The following is a 23,686-nucleotide window of genomic DNA, read 5'->3' on the forward strand; positions in this document are numbered from 1 at the left end:
TAGATTTGTGTGATTCACAAGATCCCTGTGAACACTGGATTGGTGAATGCCACAGATCCAGTGTGGGAGCGAGCCTGCTCGCGAAAGCTGGTTAACACACGACAAATATTTCAACGCTTCTCGAGCTTATCCGGCAACGGCGCAAACAACGCTTCAATATCGTCGTTCTGCAATTTCCAGTCCCCAGCCTTGCGTCCGTCGAGGACGCCCGCCGCCAAGTCGGATTTTTCCTTTTGCAGGTGCTGAATCTTCTCTTCCACCGTGCCCCTGGCAATCATCTTGTAAACGAACACCGGTTTCTCCTGGCCGATCCGATACGCGCGGTCAGTCGCTTGATTCTCGGTCGCCGGGTTCCACCACGGGTCGTAGTGAATCACCGTGTCCGCTTCGGTCAGGTTCAGACCTACGCCGCCAGCCTTCAGACTGATCAGAAAGATCTGACGCTTGCCGCTCTGGAATTCCTTCACCGGCGTGCGTCGATCGCGGGTCTGCCCGGTCAGCAAAGCGTAAGAGATATCGCGTTTTTTCAGCTCTTCTTCGATCAGTGACAGCATCGAGGTGAACTGTGAGAACAGCAGAATCCGTCGACCTTCCTCGAACAACTCTTCAAGCATTTCCATCAGGCTATCGAGTTTGCCCGACGTGCTGCCGCGAGCGGGCAGGGGGGCGTCGTTGATCAGGCGCAGATCGCAGCAGACCTGCCGTAACTTGAGCAACGCTTCAAGAATGATGATCTGGCTGCGCGCCACCCCTTTGCGGGTGATCTCGTCGCGGACTTTCTTGTCCATGGCCAGGCGCATGGTTTCGTACACGTCGCGCTGTGCTTCGTTGAGATCGACCCAATGGATGATTTCAGTCTTGGGCGGCAGTTCAGTGGCGACCTGTTCCTTGGTGCGGCGCAGCAGAAACGGTTTTATCCGACCGTTGAGGTGCTGGAGTCTGACTTCACTGCCGCGCTTTTCGATCGGCACGCGGTAATCGGCGTTGAAACTTTTCACGTCGCCGAGCCAGCCCGGCAGCAGAAAGTGGAACAGCGACCAGAGTTCGCCGAGGTGGTTTTCCAGTGGCGTACCACTCAGGCACAGGCGTTGGCGCGCATTCAAGTCGCGGGCCGCTTGAGCGGCTTTGCTGTTCGGGTTCTTGATGTACTGCGCTTCATCCAGCACCAGCACATGCAGCGGCTGTTTGGCCAGAATCTCGACATCCTTGGGCAGCAGCGCGTAGGTGGTGAGAATCAGGTCGAAGTCGGCCAGATGTTCGAAGTGTTTCTTGCGGCTGGCGCCATACAGCGCCACGACTTTCAGTTGCGGCGTAAAATGCGCCGCTTCATCGAGCCAGTTCGGAATCAGACTGGTAGGCATCACCACCATGCACGGCCGGTCCAGACGTCCAGCGTTCTTCTCGCTAAGAATGTGCGCCAGTGTCTGTAGGGTTTTACCCAGGCCCATGTCGTCCGCGAGAATCCCGCCGACTTCCAGTTGCCGCAGCGATTGCATCCAGCTCAAGCCTTCGAGCTGATAGGGGCGCAGCGTCGCATTCAGGCCTTCGGGCGCTTCTACGCTGAATTCGCGAATGTCACGCAGGCGTTGAGCGAAACTGCGAATCTGCTCGCCGCCCTCCCAAAGCAGCGGAAGACCTTCCAGCGAATTCAGGCGTGTGGCGTCGGCCTTGCTCAGGCGCAGGGTGGTTTCCCCGGGCTCCTGCAAATAGAACGCGCCAAGGGTCGTCAGTACCGGTTTCAATCGGCCCAGCGGCAGCGCGACCTGCAAGGGCCCGTGCTCGGTGTTGCGCTGCGGAATATTGACCAGAATCAGCTCGTCATCGCGCCGGCGCGCGAGGCGTTCCGGGTTGAGGATTTCAGTGTGCGAGCGCATCAGATTGAGCAGGATCGGCAGCAGGCTCAGGCGCTCTCCGTTGACGATGATCCCCAGCTCCAGATCAAACCAGTCGCGCTCCGGCGCCTGCTCAACCGTGGCGTACCAGTCATCGACGGCGGTCAGATCGAAGCCGAACTCCTCGTCGATCTGCAATTCCCAGCCCTGGGTGCGCAGCTTCGGCAGATCGTTGAGCGTAAAGGTCAGCCACGCGCTGTCATTGACCATCTCATACAGTTCACCGGCACTTTCCGGCAGCGCTTTGCTTTGGCGAGTGGCGATGCGAAAACCGAGGATTCTTAGCTGTTCGCGGTAGGACTGTTCGACTTCCGGGTGACGTTTTATCCGCAGCGTCTGGGTTTCCTGACGAATCAGGATGTCGCTGTTTTTCTGCCCACTGACGTATTCGTCCAGATAACTGAACGACAGCGCCGCGCGATGCTGAATGTAGCGCTGCATCTTGCCGTTGCGCGGCTCGAAGGCGCTGAACTCGACGCTGGCCAGCCACAGGCGCGGCACCGGCTGCACGTTGTCGACCAGCACTTGCGGCGGCGCTTTCGGGCCGCGGTTTTCCAGCACGGCCTGAAGTTTTTCCAGCAGTTCGACGTCTTTGGCAGCCGCGGGATACTCGAGGGTTTCCTGGATTTGCAGCAGTACCGCGGCGCAGTGTTTGCAGTTGGTGCGAACCGGGCAGGTGCACGCGGCATCGACCAGCAGCAAGGTGCCTTTGGCCGACTCGCGCAGGTGAATGGTCTGCCGGTAGACGTTACCGCCGGAGCCTTCGCAACTGGCGGTGATGGTCGCATCGCCGACCTGGGCGATGCGTACCCGATTCTCCAGGGCGTAGCGGCGGCCACGCTCCAGGCTCTGTTCCTTGAATCGGCTGACCCAGGAGGGTGCCAACGGTTTACTCAGGGGCGCGGACATAAGGACTTCAATCAGTCCGGGATGGCTTCAGGCGCTTCCCGTGGCGCCGGCGCCGTCAGGGAAGTGATCTTGATCAGCAGGGCCAGGTGGCCGTTGTCGAGATAGTTGAGTTGGCCGTTTTTGGTGTGGCTGTCCTGCCGCAGGCGCTCACTGGCAGTGACCAGGCCGTTGGCGTCAATCTGGTTGACCCAGAAATCGGCGGTTACGTCGGTGAAGCGCCCGAGTTTCATCTCAAGCGTGCCCTCGATCGGGAATTGGCCGAATTGCTCCTGACCGTCGCTGACGGCCACTTTGGTCGGCGCCTCGCCAAGGGTCTGCTGCCAGGCTTTGTGCATCAATACCGTGTAGTCGCCGCTGGCGGTGAGTTTGCCGGCAACGTCGCCGAGTGCCGGGGTGCGTTTGCTGTCATCGCCCAGGCGCTGGGCGCCGGCGGCCCAGTCTTCCGGCGCGGCGCGGCTGACAATGGCCGGAACCGCGTTCTGGCGCACCAGAATCATTTCGACCATATAGGTGTCATCGGCAAATGCCGAAGGAGCTACCAAGGTCAGTAGCAAAGTCAGTGAGCGAAACAGGCGCATGCGGCGTCCTTCAAGCAGTTTTCGGGATGAGGCGCTCGAACAGCGCCTCTACAGTATTAAAGCGCTCTTCCGGGCGCTCCATTGGCACCTGGAACTTGAACATCGTGGCACCTTCAAATTTGTAGCGTTTTGGCTGACTCTGGATCAGTTTGATCAAGGTCATCGGATCGACCGGCGTCTGCGCGGCGAACTCGATACGGCCACCCTGCGGGCCACCGTCGACCTTCTTGATCCCCAATTGCTCGGCCTGCAATTTCAAGGCTGTGATGCGCACCAGATTCTTGGTCGGTTCCGGCAGCAGGCCGAAGCGGTCGATCATCTCCACTTGCAGATCCTTCAGGCCTTCCTCGTCGGTGGCCGAAGCGATGCGCTTGTAAAGGATCAGACGGGCGTGAACGTCCGGCAGATAATCTTCCGGAATCAGCGCCGGTACGCGCAGGTTGACCTCCGGGCCGCCACCGAGCGGTTGATCGAGGTTAGGCTGTTCGCCCTTGCGGATCGACTTCACCGCGCGTTCGAGCATTTCCATGTACAGCGTGAAGCCGACGGCTTGAATCTGGCCGCTCTGGCCATCGCCAAGCAGTTCACCCGCGCCACGGATTTCCAGATCGTTGGTGGCCAGGACGAAACCGGCGCCGAGATCCTGGGTATTGGCAATCGCCTCCAGACGCTTTTCCGCGTCCGAAGTGATTTGCTGGCGCGGCGGCGTCAGCAAGTACGCGTAAGCCTGGTGGTGACTACGTCCCACGCGACCGCGCAACTGGTGCAGTTGTGCCAGGCCGAACTTGTCGGCGCGCTCGATGATGATGGTGTTGGCGCTCGGCACGTCGATGCCGGTCTCGATGATGGTCGAAGCGATCAGCACGTTGAAGCGCTTGTGATAGAAGTCGCTCATCACCTGTTCGAGTTCGCGCTCACGCATCTGTCCGTGACCGATACCGATCCGCGCTTCCGGCACCAGTTCGGCCAGGTCAGCGGCGCATTTCTCGATGGTCTTCACATCGTTGTGCAGGTAATACACCTGACCGCCGCGCAGCAGTTCACGCAGCAGGGCCTCTTTGACCGTGCTTTTGTTTTGCTCCATGACGAAGGTGCGCACCGACAGACGTCGGGCCGGCGGCGTGGCGATGATCGACAGGTCGCGCATGCCCGACACCGCCATGTTCAGCGTGCGCGGAATCGGCGTGGCGGTCAGCGTGAGGATGTCGACTTCACTGCGCAGGGCCTTGAGCTGTTCTTTCTGACGGACACCAAAGCGGTGTTCTTCGTCGATGATCACCAGCCCGAGATTCTTGATCTTCACATCGTCGGACAGCAGCTTGTGCGTGCCGATGACGATGTCGATCTTGCCTTCCGCCAGATCGGCGATTGCAGCATTCACTTCTTTGGCCGATTTGAAGCGGCTCATCACTTCCACGGTCACCGGCCAGTCGGCGAAGCGGTCGCGGAAGCTGTTGTAGTGCTGTTGGGCGAGCAGGGTGGTCGGCACCAGAATCGCCACTTGGCGACCACCATGCACAGCGATGAACGCGGCGCGCATGGCCACTTCGGTCTTGCCGAAACCGACGTCGCCGCAGACCAGTCGATCCATCGGTTTCGGCGCGAGCATGTCTTCGCGTACGGCTTCGATGGTCGATTGCTGGTCCGGGGTTTCTTCGAACGGGAAGCCAGCGCTGAACGTCGCGTAATCGGCTTTTGGATCAGCAAACGCATAACCTTCGCGCGCGGCGCGACGGGCATAGATGTCGAGCAGTTCGGCGGCGACGTCGCGCACCTGTTCGGCGGCTTTGCGCTTGGCTTTCTGCCACGTCTCGGAGCCGAGACGGTGCAGCGGGGCCAGGGAATCGTCGCTGCCGGTGTAACGGGCGATGAGGTGCAGGTTAGCCACCGGCACGTAAAGCTTGGCGTTCTCGGCGTATTCGAGGGTGAGGAACTCGGCAGCCTGATTGTCGATTTCCAGAATCGTCAGGCCCAGATAGCGGCCGACACCGTGGTCAATGTGTACCACCGGCGCGCCTTCGCGCAGTTCGGTGAGGTTCTTGATGACGGCGTCATTGTTGCCGTCGGCGCGCTTCTCGCGGCGGCGACGTTGCATGACGCGCTGACCGAACAGCGGGCTTTCCGCGACCAGTGCCAGCGCCGGGTCATCCAGCATCAGGCCTTCGTCGAGCGGAGCAATGGTGATCGCCAGGCGATCCTTGCTCGCGACGAAGTCCGGCCAGCTGTCGACGGTTTTCGGCCGCAACTTCAGACGTTCGAGCAACTCCAGCAGCACTTCGCGACGGCCGGCGGATTCGGCGGTGAACAGCACGCGTCCGGGGAATTCGTCGAGGAAGGTCGACAGTGCCGCCAACGGTTGTGTGGCTTTGGCTTCGATGGCCAGATTCGGCAGCGTCTGAGCCGGGAATCGTTCGCGGCCGACGCCGGTTTCCACGTCTTGCTGACTGGCGACCACGCGTGGCCAGCTCTTGAGGCGAGCGAAGCAGTCTTCCACTGGCAGGAACAGTTCAGCCGGTGGCAATAAAGGACGCGATGGATCGACACGGCGCTCTTCATAGCGATTGCGCACGTCGTTCCAGAAATTCTCTGCCGCTTGCTCGATGCCCGGCAGCGAGAACACTTGCGTGTCTTGGGGCAGGTAATCGAACAGGGTCGAGGTTTCGTCGAAGAACAGCGGCAGGTAGTACTCGATACCGGCCGGGGTAATCCCGCTGCTCAGATCCTGAAAGATCGGGCAGCGACGGAAGTCGACATCGAACCGCTCGCGGAAACGCGCCTTGAAACGGGTGACCGCATCTTTCTGTAGCGGGAATTCACGCGCCGGCAGCAGCTTGACCGAATCGACCTTGTCGATGGAACGCTGGTTTTCCGGGTCGAAGGTGCGCAGGGTTTCGATTTCGTCGTCGAACAGGTCGATGCGGTACGGCAGCTTGCTGCCCATCGGGAACAGATCGATCAGCGCGCCACGCACGGTGAATTCGCCGTGCTCGTAGACCGTGTCGACGTAGCGATAGCCGCTGGCTTCGAGCCGCGAGCGCATCTGCTCGACATCGAGCTTCTGGCCGACATCCAGCACCAGGCTGCTGCCGAGCAGGAACTTGGTCGGCGCCAGCCGATGCAGGGCGGTGGTGATCGGCACCACCAGCACGCCATGCGCCAGTTCCGGCAGCCTGTATAAGCTGGCGATGCGCTGGGAAATGATGTCCTGGTGCGGCGAGAACAGGTCGTACGGCAGGGTTTCCCAGTCGGGGAAATGCAGAACGGGCAAATCCGGGGCGAAGAAACTCAGCTCCTGTTCCAGCCGTTCGGCACTCTGGCTGTCGGCGGTCAGTAGCAGGGTGAAGCGCTTGGCAGCGCTGGCAGCCTCGGCAATCGCCAGGCTCAGTGCGGCACCGGGCAGATTGCCCCAGTGCTGTTTACCTGCCTCGGCAGGGAGAAGCGGTAGACGCAGAACAGGCACGGAAGGTTGAGCTCCAGGCGTTGCGACAAAGTCGGTAATTGTAGCGGCGTCCGATGCTGCCTGTCAGTTGCAGACTGCGTCTATCTTCGCTGTTTCGGCAAAATGTAGTGGTAACCATAAAAAAGAGCACTTTTTCAGTGGTTATGTAGTGCCGAAACGGGGTGGTGTTACGGAGGGTTACAGACATCGTCTAACAGTCGTCGAAAAATTGACTGCGCTGAAAGCCCCGGTTTTACTGGGCTGGCGCGGGGCGTAATTTTTTTGAACGGAATTTTGTTACCGATTTCGCGACAGGCGCGCATTGCTGAATGAGGTTGTCGGCGGCATAATGTAGCCCCTTTTTTCTGCCCCTACATGTGGAAGGTTACCGTGACTCAGAAGCCCGACCAGTGTCTTGGTGAATGGATCGACCGTGAAGCACTCGCAGAAGCGATGATTCCGCTTATCGGTCAGCTCTACCGCAATAACAACGTGGTGAGCTCGATCTATGGCCGCAGCCTGATCAACCAGTCTGTCATCGCGATTCTCAAAGCTCACCGCTTTGCTCGCCACCGTTCTTCCGACGACAGCGAACTCTCCGTCCACGAAACATTCCCACTGCTCAAAGCCATGAGCGAGCTCAAGCTCGGCGCGGCTTCGGTAGATCTGGGCAAGTTGGCGTTCAAATTCCGCAACGAGGGCAACGGCCGCAGCGCCGAGCAGTTCGTTCGTGAAGAAATGGCTGACGTGGTTGGCCAGCAAAACGCTTCCGCACGTAAAGGCACCGACGTTGTGCTGTATGGCTTCGGTCGTATCGGCCGTCTGCTGGCGCGCATCCTGATCGAAAAAACCGGTGGTGGCGACGGTCTGCGTCTGCGTGCCATCGTGGTGCGTAAAGGCGCCGACAACGACCTGACCAAGCGTGCCAGCCTGCTGCGTCGCGATTCGGTACATGGTTCGTTCAATGGCACCATCACCATCGACGAAGAAAACAACACCATCACCGCCAACGGTAACCTGATCCAGGTGATCTACGCGAAGAACCCGACCGAGGTGGATTACACCCAGTACGGCATCAAAGACGCGCTGCTGGTGGACAACACCGGTGTGTGGCGTGACGCTGATGGCCTGGGTCAACACCTGGCGTGCCCGGGCATCGACCGCGTTGTTCTGACCGCGCCTGGCAAAGGCAAGCTGAAGAACATTGTTCACGGCATCAACCACGGTGAAATCACCGCTGACGACAAGATCGTGTCCGCCGCTTCCTGCACCACCAACGCCATCGTGCCGGTGCTGAAGGCTGTGAATGACAAGTTCGGCATCATCAACGGTCACGTCGAAACCGTTCACTCGTACACCAACGACCAGAACCTGATCGACAACTTCCACAAGGGCGATCGCCGTGGTCGTTCCGCTGCGCTGAACATGGTCATCACCGAGACCGGTGCTGCCACTGCTGCTGCCAAGGCCCTGCCTGAACTGGCCGGCAAGCTGACCGGTAACGCGATCCGTGTTCCGACGCCAAACGTGTCGATGGCCATTCTCAACCTGAACCTTGAGAAAGCCGCTACCCGTGAAGAGATGAACGAGTACCTGCGCTACATGGCGCTGCACTCCGATCTGCACAAGCAAATCGACTTCGTCAATTCGCAGGAAGTGGTGTCCACTGACTTCGTGGGTTCGCGTCACGCCGGTGTGGTCGACGCTGAAGCGACCATCGTTCAGGACAACCGCGTTGTTCTGTACGTCTGGTACGACAACGAGTTCGGTTACAGCTGCCAGGTTGTTCGAGTGATGGAAGACATGGCCGGTGTGAACCCGCCAGCGTTCCCGCGCTAAGCCTTAGCTGCCAATGAAAACGCCCCGACTTTGGTCGGGGCGTTTTTGTTTGTGTGCCTGGTCAATCTCTATTGCCTGTATTGGCCTCTTCGGGAGCAAGCCCCCTCCCACAATTGGAATGCATTCTCCTGTGGGAGGGGGCTTGCTCGCGAAAGCGTCCTATCAGGCACCGCCAGGCACAGCCGCTTGAGCAGTGCGCAGTTCATGCTTGTTGCCACGAAACAGTACCAACGTCGCAATCAATCCCAGCACCGCCGCGCCACTGAGCCAGATGCCCGGCGCAGCCTTGTTATCCAGCACATGAATCAGATAAGTACACGCCGCCGGTGTGAAGCCGCCGAACGTCGCGGTTGCCAGACTGTAAGCCAGAGAGAACCCCGTCGTACGCACTTCCACCGGCATGATTTCGGTCAGCGCCACCACCATCGCGCCGTTGTACGAACCGTACAGGAACGATAGCCAGAGCTCGACGATCAGCAGATGGCTGAAGCTCGGATTCGCCACCAGCCACGAAAGGGCAGGGTAAGCCGTCAGAATCGCCAGAATTGTCGCCGCCAGCAGTAGGGGTTTGCGGCCGATCCTGTCAGACACCGAGCCCATCACCGGCAGCCAGAAGAAGTTCGACAGGCCGATGCACACCGTCACCAGCAAAGCATCCAGATCCGACAGATGCAGTTCAGCCTTGCCGAACGTCGGGGTATACGCGGTGATCAGGTAGAACGACACGGTGGTCATCACCACCAGCGCCATGCCGGCGATGACGATGCCAAAGTTCTGACCGATCGAGCGGACGATCTCGCGCAGGGTCGGGCGATGTTTGCGCGCCTGGAATTCCGGGGTTTCCTCCAGCGAACGGCGAATGACGAAGATCACCGGGACGATCATGCAGCCAATCAGAAACGGCACGCGCCAGCCCCATTCCCCCATTTGTTCCGGGCTCAGCCAATGGTTGAGGCCGACGCCGAGCAGACCGGCGAATACCACCGCAGCCTGCTGGCTGGCAGACTGCCAACTGACGAAAAAGCCTTTGCGGCCCGGCGTGGAAATTTCCGCCAGATAAACCGAAACCCCGCCCAATTCCACGCCAGCCGAGAAGCCTTGCAGCAAGCGCCCAAACAGTACGATCAGCGGCGCCGCGACGCCAAGGGTGGCGTAACCCGGAACGCAGGCAATCAACACCGTGCCGGCGGCCATCATCGCCAAAGTAATGATCAGTCCTTTACGGCGGCCGTGACGGTCAATGTAGGCGCCGAGAAAGATCGCCCCCAGCGGACGCATCAGGAAGCCAGCACCGAAGGTCGCCAGTGAAAGCATCAGGGAGGCGAAGGCGCTGTCGGCCGGGAAGAAGGTCTTGGCGATGGCCGTGGCGTAGAAGCCGTAGACCATGAAGTCGAACATTTCGAGGAAGTTGCCGCTGACAACGCGAAAAATCGCTTTGCCTTTGCCGGTCGTGGAGGACATTTCTGGGTACTCGCTTTTAAATCTTGTAAGAAAGCGTTTCGCTCGTGTCCCATAATGGCCGGCACGGTTTTGCAGGGAGATGAAGAATTGTTAACTGGACGGTGGCATGGGCTTGTGATGCTGGCGGGCCTTTTGTGCGGCTGCGGCAATGGCGATTCCGTGGAGAGTTTCGGCGGCCCGACCATGGGCAGCACGTATTCGATCAAGTACGTGCGCCGCGCTGATTTGCCGGAATCGATGCAAGTCCGCCGCGAAGTAGAGGGCATCCTCGCCAAAGTCGATCAGCAGATGTCCACTTACCGCAGCGATTCGGACATCGAGCAATTCAACGCATTGCCGGCCAATAGTTGTCAGACGATGCCCGCTTCCATACTCGAATTGATTCGGGTCGGTGAACAGCTGTCGGAGCAAAGCGAAGGTTCCTACGACCTCACTGTCGAACCGCTGATGAATCTCTGGGGCTTCGGCCCGCAAGGTCGCGAAGAAAAACTTCCCAGTGCAGTTGCATTGGCCGAGGTGCTGCAACGGGTCGGTCATCAACATCTGCGAATCGATGGCGATCAGTTGTGCAAGGACGCTGCCGTCGAAGTTGACTTCAACAGCATCGCCGCCGGTTACGCCGTGGACACGATCGCGGCCAAACTGGATGCAATGGGCATCCACGATTACCTCGCCGAGGCCACGGGTGAACTCAAGGCCAAGGGTAAAAAGCTCGACGGCTCGCCATGGCGCATTGCACTGGAAGAGCCGCGCGATGATCAGCAGGTTGCCGAGCGGGTTATCAACGTCGACGGCTATGGCGTGTCCACCTCCGGCGACTATCGCAACTATTTCCTCCAGGATGGCCGGCGCTATTCCCACACCTTCGATGCGCGCAACGGTGCACCTGTCCTACACAACCTGGCGTCAGTCACAGTGATCCATCCTTCAGCGTTGATGGCCGATGGACTATCGACCCTGTTGCTGATTCTCGGGCCGCAAAGGGCTTGGGACTACGCCGAAAAACACGACATTGGTGCATTCTTTGTGATTCGTGCCGATACAGGTTTTGTCATCCGCACCAGCCAGGCTTTCGAGCGGTTAAATGGCAAAAAACCTGATAGAGGACAACACGAAAGCTGGCGTTGTAGTGCAGGCAAAAGTAGCCTACGACGCGACCAAGGGTTAATGTGCGCGGCGTTGACGCTTCTATAGACTGTGTCCGGGTTCTTGATTGACCCCCAATTGTTCCTTCGCGCCGCCGTTCGGCGTGATTTAGCCGCCGGTGCTGCTGGCACCGCGGCCTGTTCTGAGGAGTACGCATGGCTGTCTACAACTACGACGTGGTGGTGCTGGGTTCCGGCCCCGCGGGAGAAGGCGCGGCAATGAACGCCGCCAAAGCAGGGCGCAAGGTCGCGATGGTCGACAGCCGTCGTCAGGTCGGCGGCAACTGCACCCACCTGGGCACCATCCCGTCCAAGGCACTGCGTCACTCGGTGCGGCAGATCATGCAGTTCAACACCAACCCGATGTTCCGGGCGATCGGCGAACCACGCTGGTTCTCCTTCCCGGACGTGCTGAAAAGCGCCGAGAAAGTCATTTCCAAACAAGTCGCCTCGCGTACCGGCTACTACGCCCGTAATCGCGTCGACGTGTTCTTCGGTACCGGCAGCTTCGCCGACGAGCAAACCATCGAAGTGGTCTGCGCCAACGGCGTGGTCGAGAAACTGGTGGCCAAGCACATCATTATCGCCACCGGCTCGCGCCCGTATCGTCCGGCGGACATCGATTTCCATCACCCGCGTATCTACGATAGCGACACCATCCTCAGCCTCGGCCACACCCCGCGCAAACTGATCGTTTACGGCGCTGGCGTTATTGGTTGCGAATATGCGTCGATCTTCAGCGGTCTGGGTGTACTGGTCGAGTTGGTGGATAACCGCGGTCAGTTGCTGAGCTTCCTCGACTCGGAAATCTCCCAGGCGTTGAGCTACCACTTCAGCAATAACAACATCACCGTGCGCCACAACGAAGACTACGACCGCGTAGAAGGCGTGGACAACGGCGTGATCCTGCACCTCAAGTCCGGCAAGAAGATCAAGGCCGATGCCTTGCTCTGGTGCAACGGTCGTACTGGTAACACCGACCAGTTGGGTCTGGAAAACATCGGCGTCAAGGTCAACAGCCGCGGCCAGATCGAAGTCGACGAGAACTACCGCACCTGCGTGCCGAACATCTACGGTGCTGGCGACGTGATCGGTTGGCCGAGCCTGGCCAGTGCCGCGCATGACCAGGGTCGTTCCGCCGCTGGCAGCATCGTCGACAACGGTAGCTGGCGTTTCGTCAATGACGTGCCGACCGGCATCTACACCATCCCGGAGATCAGCTCGATCGGCAAGAACGAGCAGGAGCTGACCCAGGCCAAAGTGCCGTACGAAGTCGGCAAGGCGTTCTTCAAGAGCATGGCGCGAGCGCAGATCGCCGGCGAGCCGCAAGGCATGCTGAAGATCCTGTTCCACCGTGAAACCCTGGAAGTGCTGGGCGTTCACTGCTTCGGTTATCAGGCGTCGGAGATCGTTCACATCGGTCAGGCGATCATGAACCAGCCGGGCGAGCTGAACACGTTGAAGTACTTCGTCAACACCACGTTCAACTACCCGACCATGGCCGAAGCCTATCGGGTAGCTGCTTACGACGGCCTCAACCGGCTTTTTTGACGGGCTCCGGCCGGTGGCCTGAGCCGGCCGGGGAGACCGATTTCAGCAATTCTCGAGGGTGGCAGTGGCCAAACCGGGAAAGTCTGTAATCAGGCTGTCAACGCCGAAGTCGGCGAGTCTGCGCATCAGCGCAGGCTCGTTGACGGTCCATACCGACACATGCAGCCCCTGACGCTGCGCCTTCTGCAGGCGTTCCGGCGTACACAGCGTCCAGTTCAGCGCGAGAAACTCACAGCCATAGCTCTGGGCGACCTTCAACGGGTCGAGCCAGGCGTATTCGGCCACCAGTCCGCGCGACACGTCCGGCACCAGATCCAGCGCCGCTTTCAATACTTCCCGCGAACTTGAAGTGATCGTCACCTTGTCCAGCAGGCCGTGGCGCTGCGCCATTTCACGAATCGCCAGCACCGTGGTTGCGGCGCGGGTGCGTGAAGCGCTTTTGACTTCAAGCTGCCAGTGCTCGAAATTGCACTTCTCGAACAGTTCCTCCAGCGTCGGAATCGGACACGGCTTGATCCAGCCCGGGCCACCCTTGCGTGCGTCGTAAGTCACCAGTTCGGCAGCGGTGTGTTCGACGACTTTGCCGCGGCGGTCGGTGGTGCGCTTGAGGGTCGGGTCGTGGATGACCATCAACTCGCCGTCCTTGGACAGGTGCAGATCCAGTTCGCAGCGGCGCACGCCGTGCTTGAGACATTCCTGAAAACTGCTCAGGGTGTTTTCCGGTGCTTCGCCCTTGGCGCCGCGGTGGCCGTAGATGAGGGTCACGGTTCTTCCTTAATTTAGATGCCTGATTCGTTCTGTTCGCGGGCCAGACGTCGTTCCTGGGCCTGCTTCTGCAAGATATAGCGGGCGAGCAACTGGCGTTGAGCGTCGCTCAGGTGTTCGAATTCGGTGCCGACGTCATAGCCTTCGCCCTTGCGGTCGCAATGGGTGACGCGGGCGCGCAGCAACAGGCCCAGCGCCTGCGGCATCAGCACCAGTTTCACCGACAGGTGCGCGCCGATCGCGATTGGCGTGGGGTACTGAAAGTCGATCCCGCCCTCGGAGATGATCACCGGTTGTGGCTCGCCGATATGGCCGAGCACGGTCAGGGCGACCACCTGGCTGAGCAGGTCGATGCGTTTGTTCTGGGATTTCAGGAACGCGGCGATGGCCCGGTCGCGCTCGCTGATCTGGCGCAGCAGGTGCTGCGACTCGAATTCGCTCAGGTGCAGTTCGCTGAGCAGGTTGAAGAGCGGGGAAGCATCCTGCAACACTTCCTGGCCTGCGGCTTCGGGAGCAGACAGGGGCCGAATTTCCAGTGCGATCGAATCCTCGATACGGTAGTATTCGCGGCGATCTTCTTCATCTAATGTCGACATGGCGAACCCATGGTAGCGGCGGTGGTCTGAGTGTAAAGCTGGTTATCGACCCCCGCCACAAGGACGTTCCTTTTCCCTCCGAACAAGCCCCGACATGTTCAGACCTCTCTTCGTATTTATCGGCACGCGTTATACCCGTGCAAAGCGTCGCAATCATTTTGTGTCATTCATTTCCCTGACTTCGATGATCGGGCTCGCCCTTGGCGTGGTCGTGATGATCGTCGTGCTCTCGGTGATGAATGGCTTCGATCATGAGATGCGCACCCGCGTGCTGGGCATGGTGCCCCACGCGACCATCGAGTCCACCGAGCCGATCAACGATTGGCAAAGCCTGGCCACCAAGGTCAAGCAGAACCCGCAGGTGACGGCGGTAGCGCCGTTCACGCAAATGCAGGGTCTGCTGACCAACAATGGTCAGGTGTCCAAGGTGTTGCTCAACGCCATCGACCCTGCGCTTGAGCGCAACGTCTCGATCATCGACAACTTCATGAAGCAGGGCAAACTCGACGATCTCACGCCGGGCAGCTTCGGCATCGTGATTGGCGACAAGGCTGCGACCAAGCTGGGCGTGGGCATCGGTGACAAAGTCACCTTTGTCGCCCCGGAAGTCAGCGTGACCCCGGCCGGGATGTTCCCGCGCATGAAGCGCTTCACCGTGGTCGGCATTTTCCATGTCGGCGCCGGCGAGCTCGATGGCTATCTGGGCGTTACCAACCTGCAGGATCTGGCGAAAATGCATCGCTGGAAGCCTGATCAGGTGCAGGGCATCCGCCTGAAGTTCGATGATCTGTTCCAGGCGCCACGCGTGGCGTGGAATATCGCCCAACAACTTGGCGAAGACCATTACTACGCCCGTGACTGGACCCGCACCCACGGCAACCTGTATCAGGCGATCCGCATGGAAAAAGCCATGATCGGCCTGCTGTTGTTGCTGATCGTTGCCGTGGCGGCGTTCAACATCATTTCCACACTGGTGATGGTGGTGAACGACAAGAAGGGTGATATCGCCATTCTGCGTACCCTCGGCGCCACGCCGGGCACGATCATGCGCACGTTCATGGTGCAAGGCACGGTCATCGGCGTGGTCGGTACGGCCATTGGCGCTGTGCTCGGGATCCTCGCAGCGCTCAACGTCAGCGCAGCGATCTCGGCGCTGGAAGGTCTGCTCGGTCACAAGTTCCTTAATGCTGACGTGTATTTCATTGATTATCTTCCGTCGCAGGTGCAGAGCCAGGATGTCGTCATGGTCTGCGCGGCTGCGTTGGTTTTGAGTTTCCTCGCCACCCTGTATCCCGCCTGGCGTGCCGCGCGCACCCAGCCGGCGGAGGCGCTACGTTATGAGTGAGTCGGGCATGAGTGAAAAAGCAATCTTGAGCTGCCGCAACCTGGGCAAATCCTACGAGGAAGGCCCGGAGTCGGTGCAAGTGCTGGCCGATCTGCAACTGGAGTTGCACCCGGGCGAGCGTGTGGCGATTGTCGGCACCTCGGGCTCGGGCAAAAGTACCTTGCTCAACCTGTTGGGCGGCCTCGATACGCCAACCCAGGGCAGTGTCTGGCTCGATGGCGAAGAGTTGTCGGCGCTGAGCGAGAAGAAACGCGGTCTGCTGCGTAACCGTGCGCTGGGTTTCGTTTACCAGTTTCACCACCTGCTGCCGGAATTCACCGCGCTGGAAAACGTCTGCATGCCGCTGCTGATTGGCAAGACGCCGATCCCGGAAGCGCGTCAGCGTGCTACTGCATTGCTGGAGCGGGTAGGGCTGGGCCATCGTCTGGAGCACAAACCGGCCGAACTGTCCGGTGGCGAGCGTCAGCGTGTGGCCATCGCCCGCGCCCTGGTGAACAAGCCGGGTCTGGTGATGCTCGACGAGCCGACCGGCAACCTCGACTCCCACACCGCCCAAGGCATTCAGGATTTGATGCTGGAACTCAGTACCTCGATGCGCACGGCGTTCCTGGTGGTGACCCACGATATGAACCTGGCTCGCCAGATGGATCGCGTCCTGCACCTGCAGGAAGGTCGCCTGACACCCATCTGATTGGCCGAAACCCGGCGTCTGAAAAAGGCGTCGGGTCTTTTATTTTTATACGGTGCCCCAGCGAATGTTCAGACCGTTATCGATCTTTATCGGCACGCGCTATACCCGCGCCAAGCGCCGCAATCGCTTTGTTTCGTTCATTTCGATGACCTCGATGATCGGCCTCGCCCTCGGCGTGCTGGCGATGATCGTGGTGTTGTCGGTGATGAACGGCTTCCAGCGCGAAATGAGCTCGCGCATCCTCGGCATGGTGCCGCACGCGACCATCGTCGGCGTCAAGCCGATTGATGACTGGCAGCCCGTGGCTGCCGCGGCCATGAAAAACCCCGAAGTCACCGCCGCCGTGCCGTTTACAGAAATGGAAGGCATGCTCTCCTACAAGGGCCTGATGCAGCCGATCCAGATCAGTGGCGTCGATCCGGCCCAGGAAGGCAAGGTGTCGATTGTTGCGCAGCACATCGTTCAGGGGCGTCTCGATGCTCTGAAGCCGGGCGAATTCGGCGTGGTGATCGGTGAAATCACCGCGCGCCGTTTCCGCTTGAATGTCGGCGACAAGATCACCCTGATCGTGCCGGAAGTCAGCACCGCTCTGGGTGGCATCACCCCGCGCATGCAGCGGCTTAACGTGGTGGGCGTGTTCAAGGTGGGCGCCGAGCTGGACGGTTCGATGGGCCTGATCCACGTGGCCGATGCGGCGACCATGCAACATTGGCAGCCCAATCAGGTGCAGAGCGTGCGTCTGGCGGTGAAAGACCTGTACGCCGCGCCAAAAGTCTCCTCGGACATCGCCGCTGGCCTCGGTGCCGATTTCAGGGCTGACGACTGGACCCACACCCAGGGCAGTCTGTTCAGCGCCATGAAAATGGAAAAAACCATGATCGGCCTGCTGTTGCTGATGATCGTTGCAGTAGCGGCGTTCAACATCATCGCAACGCTGATCATGGTGGTGAACGACAAGGGCGCGGACATTGCGATCCTGCGCACTATCGGCGCCACGCCCCGGCAGATCATGGCGATTTTCATGGTGCAGGGCACGGTGATCGGGATTGTCGGCACGTTGATTGGTGGCGTGCTGGGTGTGATTGCGGCGCTGAATGTCAGTGAGCTGGTGGGCTGGATGGAGCGGGTCACCGGGCAGCACATCTTCAGTTCGGATGTGTATTTCGTCAGCAATCTGCCGTCGGAATTGCAGGGCGGGGATGTGCTGTTGATCTGCTCCGCCGGGTTCATCCTGAGCTTCCTGGCGACGGTGTATCCGGCGTGGCGGGCGGCGAAGATCGAGCCGGCTCATGCCTTGAGATATTCGTAAGCAGACAGGCCGCTTTCGCGAGCAGGCTCGCTCCCACAGGGGATTTGTGAACGACGCAGATCCAATGTGGGAGCGAGCCTGCTCGCGAAGGGGCCGGAACTGCTAGCCTTAATCTCCCTTGGGCAACTCAATTACAAACCGCGTCCATCCCGCCTCTGATTCGCAATGAATCTGCCCGCCATGGGCCCGGACGATGGATTGAGTCATCGCCAACCCCAACCCCGCATGCTCACTGCTGCCTTCCTGCCGCGCCGGATCCGCCCGATAAAAGCGGTCGAACAAGCGTGGTAGCAGCTCGGCTGAAACCCCTTCACCACTGTTCTCGACGGAGATTCGCACTGCGTTCGCTCGATCGAGGATCGATAAGCGCACCACGCCCTCAACCGGTGTAAACCGCAGCGCGTTATCCAGCAAATTGGAAAGTGCCCGGCGCAACATGCTGCGATCACCTTCGATTCGTGCCTGACCTTCACGACTCAGCGTCACCCCGGCGTCCTCCGCCAACAGCGCGAAAAACTCCAGCAACGCATCTGCTTCGTCTGCCAGTTCCAGCGGTTCACGTCTGGGCACCAGCAAACCGTGATCAGCCTTGGCCAGATACAACATGTCGTTGACCAGTTGCGCCATCCATTGCAGTTCTTCGAGGTTGCTGTGCAGTGCCTCGCGGTAGTCCTCGATGGGCCGTGGGCGGGTGAGGGTGACTTGGGTGTGGGTCAGCAGGTTCGACAGTGGCGTGCGCAGTTCATGGGCGATGTCGGCCGAGAACGCCGAGAGGCGCTGAAACGAGTCGTCCAGGCGTGCGAGCATGGCGTTGAAGCTGTGGGCCATTTCCGCAAGTTCTGGCGGAATTTGCGCTTCCGGCAGGCGGGCATTGAGCGAATGTGCGGAAATCCCACGGGCGATTGCACTCATGCGCCGTAATGGGCGCAAACCGCTACGCGCCGCCCACGCACCCAGCAACGCGGTTGCCAGCGCCGAGAGCCCGACGGTCAGCCAGATCAAATGCTGCATGCGTTGCAGGAAATGCTGGTGATGGGTGATGTCGAGCAACAGCGTCAATTGCGGCGAGTCGGACTTGTCCGGGTAGAGCGGGGCGTTGAGTACGCGGTAATCGGTGCCGTTATCGTTCACGGTGGACAGGCCGGATTGGTGCGGCAAGCGTGCGGGCACCTTGATCGAGCTGTCGTACCAGCGCTGGCCGTCAGCCCCAGTGATGCGCAGCGACAGATCAGCCTGTCGGCTCAACTCATCCGCCAGCCGCGCCTCACTTTCACTGGCCTGAAGATCCTGCAAGGCACGGCGCAGGCCAATCAGTTTACCGTCGAGCAATTGCTGGTCGAGCTCGACAAAGTGCGCCTCGCTGGCGCGATTGAACAGGACTCCGGCAAACAGCGAAACCACCGCAGTGCAGGCGGCAAACAACAAGGCCAGGCGCGAACTCAGGGACAACCGGCGCATCAGGCTGAGCGCTCTTCGAGCACGTAACCCATGCCGCGCACGGTGTGGATCAGTTTGTTGGGAAATTCGTCGTCGATTTTCAGGCGCAAGCGACGGATCGCCACTTCGATGACATTGGTGTCGCTGTCGAAATTCATGTCCCAGACTTGCGAGGCGATCAGCGATTTTGGCAGCACTTCGCCCTGGCGGCGCAGGAGCATTTCCAGCAGGGCGAATTCCTTGGCGGTCAGGTCGATGCGCTGGCCGTTACGTTCGACCCGGCGACGAATCAGGTCCAGGCGCAAATCGGCCAGTTGCAGGCTGGTTTCCTGCGGTGTGGCGCTGCCGCGACGTAACAGGCTGCGCACCCGGGCCAGAAGTTCGGAGAAGGCGAAGGGTTTGACCAGATAGTCGTCGGCACCCAGTTCGAGGCCGTGAACCCGGTCCTCCACCGCATCTTTGGCTGTCAGAAACAGTACTGGCGTGTCGAGGCCAGCGCTGCGCACCGCTTGCAGGATCTGCCAGCCATTGCGTCCCGGCAGCATCACGTCGAGGATCAACAGCGCGTAATCACCGCTCAGGGCCAAGTGCTGGCCGCTGTTGCCGTCGGCCACCAGTTCGGTGTTGAACCCGGCCTCGGTCAGGCCCTGGCGCAGGTATTGGCCGGTTTTCGCTTGGTCTTCGACGATCAGCAGTTTCATGGGCGACTCGGTGTGTAGGAACTCGGATTTTCAGGAACTTAGGCTTTATAACGTGAGAGCAGGCGACAAGTGCCAACCTGACAAAGTTGTAATCTGCCTGTCAGGTAGATGCCAGCGCTGGCGCGCTAGAGTTTCCCACAGGCTGAACCTTATCTTGTGGGAGTACGACTATGTTTTTGCGCAATCCTTTGATCCTCGCCGGATGTTTGCTGGCGCTGAATTCCCCGGCCTGGGCTGCGCCGGCTCACACCTACGATTTCGGCCAACCGGCGCCTGCCGCTAAAGCCACGCGCAGTGTCGAAGTGGTGATGGGCGACATGTCGTTCGATCCGAAAGCCATCGCGGTCAAGGCCGGAGAGACCGTTCGCTTTGTACTGGTGAATAAAGGTCAGTTGCTGCACGAATTCAACCTCGGCGACGCGGCGATGCACGCCGCACATCAGCAGGAAATGCTGCAGATGCAGCAAAGTGGCATGCTCACGCCTACCGGCATGAAAGAAATGTCCCACGACATGGCGGGTATGGATCACGCGGCGATGGGCCATGGCATGAAGCATGATGACCCCAACAGTGTGCTGGTCGAGCCGGGTAAAACCGCTGAGTTGACCTGGACCTTCAGCAAAGCGACCAGCCTGGAATTTGCCTGCAATATTCCCGGCCATTATCAGGCGGGCATGGTCGGCAAGTTGACTGTCAGTCAGTAAGCACTCAAAGGCGCGGGCAAAGGCTGGTAGAATCCGCTGATTCTTCAGTCAGGTTTCCGCCATGCATCCCGCAGCCGAACATTCGCCGCTGGGCAAATCCAGCGAATACATTGCCACTTACACGCCGTCTCTGCTGTTCCCGATTCCGCGCACCGCGAAATGGGCCGAGTTGGGCCTGACCGCCGACACTCTGCCGTATAAAGGCGTGGATTTCTGGAACTGCTTCGAGCTGTCGTGGCTGCTGCCTTCGGGTAAACCGGTGGTGGCCATCGGTGAATTCAGCATACCGGCGGATTCGCCGAACATCATCGAATCGAAGTCGTTCAAGCTGTACCTGAACTCGCTGAACCAGACTGCATTTGCCGATATCTCCACACTTGAAGCGACGCTGGTCAAGGACCTGTCTGCCGCTGCCGGCAAACCGGTGGGCGTGCGGGTTCGCAGCCTCAAAGACGTGGAAGCCGAAGGTGTCGTTGCGCTGCCTGGCGTATGCATCGACGATCTGGACATCAGCGTGAGCAACTACGAGCATCCGCGCCCGGAACTGCTGCGTTGCGATGATTCGCGGGTGGTGGAGGAGAGCGTGCACAGTCATCTGCTCAAATCCAATTGCCCGGTGACCAGTCAGCCGGACTGGGGCAGCGTGGTGGTGGAATACCGTGGCGCGGCGCTGGATCACGCGAGCTTGCTGGAATATATCGTCAGCTTCCGTCAGCACTCGGACTTCCATGAGCAGTGTGTGGAGCGGATTTTCCTTGATCTGCAGCGCTTGTTGAAACCCGAGAAACTCACTGTATTTGCACGTTACGTACGTCGCGGTGGGCTGGATATCAACCCGTATCGCAGCACTGAAAGCGTAGTACTGCCGAACCATCGTCTGGTGCGCCAATAAAGATCCAGAATGTGCGATATCCAATGTGGGAGCGAGCCTGCTCGCGAATGCGGTGTGTCATTCAAGGATGATGTCGACTGATACGACGCCTTCGCGAGCAGGCTCGCTCCCACAGGGGGCTGTGTTTCAAGTCCGCAAATGAAAAAGCCCTGCCATCGCTGGCAGGGCTTTTTGCGTTTGGGGAATCAGATCCCCATGCTGCCCAGCGCATTGACGATGTTACGCAGGGTGCCGGCAATGGCCGGGTGTTCGAGTTCGAAGCGATCAACCGCCAGGTTCACGCCATCGGCGATGCTGGCGTCCTGAGTGGCCGTCTCCAGTTTGATTTCAGATTCAATCTGCACCATCAGCGCATGCAGATCTTCACGTTCTGCTTCCGTCAGCGGTGGATTCTGTTCCAGCTGCTCGCGCAGGGTATTGAGCTGTTTCTGCAGTTCTTGGGCGGGCATGGTGTTCTTCCTTTTATCGAGAGGCACTGGCATTGACCGCAGCCACGCGCCAAAGGTCTATGACTGACCTTTAGATTAATCCACTCTCGTCCACCCTGCATGATCCCGATCAGGGCTTTTCGCCTTTGAGACGGCGCAGGCTGATGTCGGCCAGGCAGTTGTCGAGCTCGCCCAGATGATCGATCACCGAGTGCACGCCGAGGCAGAACAGCTGCACAGTCGCCTTGCCGCGCAGTTGTTCACGTTCTTTCTGACTTAAGGCCTGCCATTCGCCCGGCGCGAGGCCGCACAGTGAACCGCAGGAGGCGAGACCGATTGTCCATAACCCGGCATTCAATCCCGATTGCAGCAACCGTGGCTCGCCGCTGACCAGTACGCAACCGTCGAGACTGGCGACGTTCAAGTCCATGAGTGCTTGCCAGCAGGCGTTGGGCGCAGGCCACGAATTGGTTGTTGCCGAGTGTTGCGCCGGTTTGATCCAGGACGGCAACGACGCCGACAGTGGCTGGGCGAGGGCAAGGGGGAGCTCATCAAGCCAGGCGCACGGAATCTGCTGGCGCTGCAAACTATGCAGGCTGTCGATTGCGCCCGGTGTGACATCGGCATGCTCGGGCAGGGCGGTGGTCTGTTGGCGGGCGCGGGCACCGAAATCCACCAGACAGCCGCTGAGTCCGAACAGAACGGCCGTCAGGGTGGGGGCGGCGATAGGCAAGGTTTCAGCGTGAGGCATGGAAACGTCCCTGAAATGAAGACAAGGTTAGGGAATGCCGGTGACAGTTGGATGACAGCTGTGTGAATGACGCCGCGAGAATCTTCCTACAACTCGCTGCATTCCCAGACTGCCCAAAAGGCCTTTTACGCTTATACTGGCGCTCTTAACGCCGAGGCTCTGATGCCCGCGCCAGTACAAAACCAAGGAGTTTTTCTATGCGCTTGAGCCCTCCGCTCGCTCAGCTTTGTGTATACGCCGGCCTGTTGCTGGCTCCGTTCGCCACTCAGGCTGCGACGGAAGAAGACCCTTGGGAAAGCGTTAACCGTCCGATCTTCCAGTTCAACGACTTCGTCGATACCTACGCGCTGAAGCCGTTGGCACAGGGTTATGAGTTCGTGACACCGCAATTTGTCGAAGACGGCATCCACAACATGTTCCGTAACGTTGGTGATGTGACCAACCTTGCAAACAACATTCTGCAGGCCAAACCGGCTGCGGCTGGCGTCGACACCGCACGGCTGATCTTCAACACCACCTTCGGCCTGCTTGGTTTCTTCGACGTCGGCACCAAAATGGGCCTGAATCGCAGCGATGAAGATTTCGGTCAGACCCTCGGTTACTGGGGTGTGAGCAGCGGTCCCTACGTGATGCTGCCGTTGATGGGCCCGAGCACCCTGCGTGACGCACCGTCCAAGTATGTCGACAGCTACACCGGCATGTATCGCTATATCAACGACGTGCCGGTGCGTAACTCGATCTTCGGTCTGAACATCGTCGACACCCGCGCCAGTCTGCTGTCGAGCGAGAAGCTGATCAGCGGTGACAAGTACACCTTCATCCGCAACGCCTACCTGCAAAACCGCGAGTTCAAGGTGAAGGATGGCCAGGTCGAAGACGATTTTTAATTTCGATCGATGAAATAAAGAAGGCGACCCTCGGGTCGCCTTTTTTGTGTGCGCTTATTTCATCTGCAGAATGGTCAGGCCGAGCTTTTGTCCGCCGCCATCCTGCGCTTTGACCCAGACCACTTCGGTTTCCGCTTCCAGCCCGCTGAGCGCCGCATGCTCGGAGTCGATACGCACACTCAGCCTGTCACCCATTGCAAACTGGCGCGGCGCTTCGACCTGCATGCCACTGCTGGACAGGTCGATGCACACCGCTGATACCTCATCACCCTCATGGATCAACACGACATCGGCATCGACCCGCATGCGGATGAAATCGCGCTTTTCGCTGTAGTCCCGACCGGTTTGACTCATGGCTTCGTCCTT

At 59.6% G+C, this 23,686-nt stretch carries 20 protein-coding genes; 9 read left to right on the forward strand and 11 right to left on the reverse strand.

Going from position 1 to position 23,686, the window contains the following annotated elements; translation table 11 throughout:
* Positions 1-110 precede the first annotated feature (110 nt).
* From ATI02_RS26705 to mfd, 3 genes are read right to left on the reverse strand one after another with little or no spacing between them, the layout of a single operon-like run.
* The gene (locus tag ATI02_RS26705; RefSeq protein ID WP_100847817.1) at positions 111-2,801 is read right to left on the reverse strand and encodes a DEAD/DEAH box helicase; all 2,691 of its coding nucleotides are present in this window, start codon (positions 2,799-2,801) and stop codon (positions 111-113) included.
* 11 nt (positions 2,802-2,812) lie between these two features.
* Positions 2,813-3,379 (reverse strand): CsiV family protein, encoded by a 567-nt coding sequence (locus tag ATI02_RS26710; protein ID WP_100847818.1) that lies wholly within the window; start codon positions 3,377-3,379, stop codon positions 2,813-2,815.
* Between the two features lie 10 nt (positions 3,380-3,389).
* A complete protein-coding gene (gene mfd / locus ATI02_RS26715) occupies positions 3,390-6,839 on the reverse strand; it encodes a transcription-repair coupling factor (protein ID WP_100847819.1) in 3,450 nt (1,149 codons plus the stop codon).
* 354 nt (positions 6,840-7,193) lie between these two features.
* Between mfd and ATI02_RS26720 the strand changes: the two genes are divergently transcribed.
* Positions 7,194-8,657 (forward strand): glyceraldehyde-3-phosphate dehydrogenase, encoded by a 1,464-nt coding sequence (locus ATI02_RS26720; RefSeq protein WP_095189136.1) that lies wholly within the window; start codon positions 7,194-7,196, stop codon positions 8,655-8,657.
* A gap of 162 nt (positions 8,658-8,819) precedes the next feature.
* Here ATI02_RS26720 and tcuC read toward each other — a convergent pair whose 3' ends face one another.
* Positions 8,820-10,118 (reverse strand): MFS transporter, encoded by a 1,299-nt coding sequence (gene tcuC / locus ATI02_RS26725; protein WP_100847820.1) that lies wholly within the window; start codon positions 10,116-10,118, stop codon positions 8,820-8,822.
* 54 nt (positions 10,119-10,172) lie between these two features.
* Between tcuC and ATI02_RS26730 the strand changes: the two genes are divergently transcribed.
* The gene (locus ATI02_RS26730) at positions 10,173-11,312 is read left to right on the forward strand and encodes an FAD:protein FMN transferase (RefSeq protein WP_100847821.1); all 1,140 of its coding nucleotides are present in this window, start codon (positions 10,173-10,175) and stop codon (positions 11,310-11,312) included.
* Positions 11,313-11,419: 107 nt separating this feature from the next.
* Positions 11,420-12,814 carry a Si-specific NAD(P)(+) transhydrogenase gene (gene sthA / locus ATI02_RS26735; protein ID WP_095189133.1) on the forward strand — a complete coding sequence of 465 codons (1,395 nt, stop codon included), beginning with the start codon at positions 11,420-11,422 and terminating at the stop codon, positions 12,812-12,814.
* Positions 12,815-12,856: 42 nt separating this feature from the next.
* Here sthA and ATI02_RS26740 read toward each other — a convergent pair whose 3' ends face one another.
* Together ATI02_RS26740 and ATI02_RS26745 are read right to left on the reverse strand one after the other, a co-directional pair.
* The gene (locus ATI02_RS26740) at positions 12,857-13,579 is read right to left on the reverse strand and encodes a glycerophosphodiester phosphodiesterase (RefSeq protein WP_100847822.1); all 723 of its coding nucleotides are present in this window, start codon (positions 13,577-13,579) and stop codon (positions 12,857-12,859) included.
* A gap of 14 nt (positions 13,580-13,593) precedes the next feature.
* On the reverse strand, positions 13,594-14,175 hold the full coding sequence (locus tag ATI02_RS26745; RefSeq protein ID WP_100847823.1) for a PilZ domain-containing protein: 582 nt from the start codon (positions 14,173-14,175) through the stop codon (positions 13,594-13,596).
* Between the two features lie 94 nt (positions 14,176-14,269).
* On the opposite strand from ATI02_RS26745, the gene ATI02_RS26750 reads away from it, so the two are divergent.
* The 3 genes from ATI02_RS26750 to ATI02_RS26760 all read left to right on the forward strand — a co-directional run bounded on the left by ATI02_RS26750 (position 14,270) and on the right by ATI02_RS26760 (position 17,520).
* Positions 14,270-15,520 (forward strand): lipoprotein-releasing ABC transporter permease subunit, encoded by a 1,251-nt coding sequence (locus ATI02_RS26750; RefSeq protein WP_100847824.1) that lies wholly within the window; start codon positions 14,270-14,272, stop codon positions 15,518-15,520.
* Between the two features lie 7 nt (positions 15,521-15,527).
* Positions 15,528-16,211, forward strand: coding sequence for a lipoprotein-releasing ABC transporter ATP-binding protein LolD (gene lolD, locus ATI02_RS26755; protein ID WP_167394896.1), 684 nt, complete (start codon positions 15,528-15,530; stop codon positions 16,209-16,211).
* Between the two features lie 64 nt (positions 16,212-16,275).
* On the forward strand, positions 16,276-17,520 hold the full coding sequence (locus ATI02_RS26760; protein WP_100847825.1) for a lipoprotein-releasing ABC transporter permease subunit: 1,245 nt from the start codon (positions 16,276-16,278) through the stop codon (positions 17,518-17,520).
* A gap of 108 nt (positions 17,521-17,628) precedes the next feature.
* Here ATI02_RS26760 and ATI02_RS26765 read toward each other — a convergent pair whose 3' ends face one another.
* Positions 17,629-18,978: a heavy metal sensor histidine kinase gene (locus ATI02_RS26765; RefSeq protein ID WP_100847826.1), complete on the reverse strand. Its 1,350-nt coding sequence runs from the start codon at positions 18,976-18,978 to the stop codon at positions 17,629-17,631.
* On the reverse strand, positions 18,978-19,658 hold the full coding sequence (locus tag ATI02_RS26770) for a heavy metal response regulator transcription factor (RefSeq protein ID WP_095189126.1): 681 nt from the start codon (positions 19,656-19,658) through the stop codon (positions 18,978-18,980). Before ATI02_RS26770 ends, ATI02_RS26765 begins: the two co-directional genes overlap by 1 nt.
* 170 nt (positions 19,659-19,828) lie before the next feature.
* Here ATI02_RS26770 and copI point away from each other — a divergent pair, with 170 nt between their 5' ends.
* Together copI and queF are read left to right on the forward strand one after the other, a co-directional pair.
* On the forward strand, positions 19,829-20,362 hold the full coding sequence (gene copI, locus ATI02_RS26775; RefSeq protein WP_100847827.1) for a copper-resistant cuproprotein CopI: 534 nt from the start codon (positions 19,829-19,831) through the stop codon (positions 20,360-20,362).
* 61 nt (positions 20,363-20,423) lie between these two features.
* Positions 20,424-21,254, forward strand: coding sequence for an NADPH-dependent 7-cyano-7-deazaguanine reductase QueF (gene queF / locus ATI02_RS26780; protein WP_100847828.1), 831 nt, complete (start codon positions 20,424-20,426; stop codon positions 21,252-21,254).
* A 185-nt stretch (positions 21,255-21,439) separates the two neighbouring features.
* Here the strand turns inward: queF and ATI02_RS26790 are convergent, their stop codons facing one another.
* Both ATI02_RS26790 and pcrP read right to left on the reverse strand, forming a co-directional pair.
* Complete coding sequence (locus ATI02_RS26790; RefSeq protein WP_100847829.1) at positions 21,440-21,703, reverse strand: DUF4404 family protein; 264 nt, start codon at positions 21,701-21,703, stop codon at positions 21,440-21,442.
* 109 nt (positions 21,704-21,812) lie between these two features.
* On the reverse strand, positions 21,813-22,433 hold the full coding sequence (gene pcrP, locus ATI02_RS26795) for an HAD superfamily inactivated hydrolase PcrP (RefSeq protein ID WP_100847830.1): 621 nt from the start codon (positions 22,431-22,433) through the stop codon (positions 21,813-21,815).
* Between the two features lie 197 nt (positions 22,434-22,630).
* Between pcrP and ATI02_RS26800 the strand changes: the two genes are divergently transcribed.
* Positions 22,631-23,320: an MlaA family lipoprotein gene (locus tag ATI02_RS26800; protein WP_100847831.1), complete on the forward strand. Its 690-nt coding sequence runs from the start codon at positions 22,631-22,633 to the stop codon at positions 23,318-23,320.
* A 54-nt stretch (positions 23,321-23,374) separates the two neighbouring features.
* On the opposite strand, the gene ATI02_RS26805 is transcribed toward ATI02_RS26800, so the two are convergent.
* Entirely contained in the window at positions 23,375-23,674 is a 300-nt protein-coding gene (locus tag ATI02_RS26805; protein ID WP_095189119.1) for a PilZ domain-containing protein, read from the reverse strand.
* Between the last annotated feature and the right edge of the window lie 12 nt (positions 23,675-23,686).

The organism is Pseudomonas baetica (genome assembly GCF_002813455.1).
Taxonomy (GTDB): domain Bacteria; phylum Pseudomonadota; class Gammaproteobacteria; order Pseudomonadales; family Pseudomonadaceae; genus Aquipseudomonas; species Aquipseudomonas baetica.

What these genes read in the sequence shown, in the direction of transcription:
- tcuC (WP_100847820.1), bottom strand. Translation starts at nt 10,118, where the DNA reads ATGTCCTCCACGACCGGCAAAGGCAAAGCGATTTTTCGCGTTGTCAGC.
- ATI02_RS26805 (WP_095189119.1), bottom strand. Translation starts at nt 23,674, where the DNA reads ATGAGTCAAACCGGTCGGGACTACAGCGAAAAGCGCGATTTCATCCGC.
- ATI02_RS26710 (WP_100847818.1), bottom strand. Translation starts at nt 3,379, where the DNA reads ATGCGCCTGTTTCGCTCACTGACTTTGCTACTGACCTTGGTAGCTCCT.
- copI (WP_100847827.1), top strand. Translation starts at nt 19,829, where the DNA reads ATGTTTTTGCGCAATCCTTTGATCCTCGCCGGATGTTTGCTGGCGCTG.
- lolD (WP_167394896.1), top strand. Translation starts at nt 15,528, where the DNA reads ATGAGTGAAAAAGCAATCTTGAGCTGCCGCAACCTGGGCAAATCCTAC.
- ATI02_RS26765 (WP_100847826.1), bottom strand. Translation starts at nt 18,978, where the DNA reads ATGCGCCGGTTGTCCCTGAGTTCGCGCCTGGCCTTGTTGTTTGCCGCC.
- ATI02_RS26790 (WP_100847829.1), bottom strand. Translation starts at nt 21,703, where the DNA reads ATGCCCGCCCAAGAACTGCAGAAACAGCTCAATACCCTGCGCGAGCAG.
- ATI02_RS26705 (WP_100847817.1), bottom strand. Translation starts at nt 2,801, where the DNA reads ATGTCCGCGCCCCTGAGTAAACCGTTGGCACCCTCCTGGGTCAGCCGA.
- ATI02_RS26770 (WP_095189126.1), bottom strand. Translation starts at nt 19,658, where the DNA reads ATGAAACTGCTGATCGTCGAAGACCAAGCGAAAACCGGCCAATACCTG.
- queF (WP_100847828.1), top strand. Translation starts at nt 20,424, where the DNA reads ATGCATCCCGCAGCCGAACATTCGCCGCTGGGCAAATCCAGCGAATAC.
- ATI02_RS26745 (WP_100847823.1), bottom strand. Translation starts at nt 14,175, where the DNA reads ATGTCGACATTAGATGAAGAAGATCGCCGCGAATACTACCGTATCGAG.
- ATI02_RS26750 (WP_100847824.1), top strand. Translation starts at nt 14,270, where the DNA reads ATGTTCAGACCTCTCTTCGTATTTATCGGCACGCGTTATACCCGTGCA.
- ATI02_RS26730 (WP_100847821.1), top strand. Translation starts at nt 10,173, where the DNA reads ATGGCCGGCACGGTTTTGCAGGGAGATGAAGAATTGTTAACTGGACGG.
- ATI02_RS26800 (WP_100847831.1), top strand. Translation starts at nt 22,631, where the DNA reads ATGCGCTTGAGCCCTCCGCTCGCTCAGCTTTGTGTATACGCCGGCCTG.
- ATI02_RS26720 (WP_095189136.1), top strand. Translation starts at nt 7,194, where the DNA reads ATGTGGAAGGTTACCGTGACTCAGAAGCCCGACCAGTGTCTTGGTGAA.
- sthA (WP_095189133.1), top strand. Translation starts at nt 11,420, where the DNA reads ATGGCTGTCTACAACTACGACGTGGTGGTGCTGGGTTCCGGCCCCGCG.
- ATI02_RS26760 (WP_100847825.1), top strand. Translation starts at nt 16,276, where the DNA reads ATGTTCAGACCGTTATCGATCTTTATCGGCACGCGCTATACCCGCGCC.
- pcrP (WP_100847830.1), bottom strand. Translation starts at nt 22,433, where the DNA reads ATGCCTCACGCTGAAACCTTGCCTATCGCCGCCCCCACCCTGACGGCC.